This is a genomic window from uncultured Roseobacter sp. (assembly GCF_947491795.1).
In the GTDB taxonomy this organism is placed as follows: Bacteria; Pseudomonadota; Alphaproteobacteria; order Rhodobacterales; family Rhodobacteraceae; genus Roseobacter.
Window position 1 is genome coordinate 1 of record NZ_CANLKW010000036.1, and the last position, 514, is coordinate 514.

Below are 514 nucleotides of genomic sequence, written 5' to 3' on the forward strand. Positions count from 1 at the left end.
TGGATCAGAGCAGCGCTTGATGGCTTCAGAAGCGGCAACCGGACCGAAACGGAACTATGGGCTGGTTCTCGCTGGATGAAAGTAATCGACCGTCCTACTGAAGATGGTGGCCGGGTGACTTTCCGCATTGATGTGACTGAAACTGTGAACCGTAAAAACGAACTCGAGATGGCCGCAGCAACCGATTCCCTGACCGGCCTTTCCAACAGACGTGGGTTGGCCGGGTTTCTGCCACAGGCGGTGGAACGTCTTGGACAGGACGATCGCCTCGTGCTGATGCATCTCGATCTGGACAAGTTCAAAGCTGTAAACGATGCACACGGACATGACGCTGGTGATTTTGTTTTGGAGCAAATTGCCAAACGGTTGCGGCACCATATCGGAGAAGATACTCAGATCGCGCGTGCAGGCGGTGATGAATTTGTTGTGGCACAGGTAAGCCGGAAGTCCAATGACAGCATCATGACTTTTGCAGAAACGCTGCGCATTGCCATTACCGAACCGATCGATTTCA

1 protein-coding gene is annotated in these 514 nt (G+C 52.9%); it reads left to right on the forward strand.

Features of this window, described 5'->3' with window-relative positions:
• Positions 1 to 75: 75 nt before the first annotated feature.
• Positions 76 to 514 (forward strand): GGDEF domain-containing protein (locus Q1A34_RS21965; RefSeq protein ID WP_300039655.1); only part of this gene is annotated, 439 nt, incomplete at its 3' end.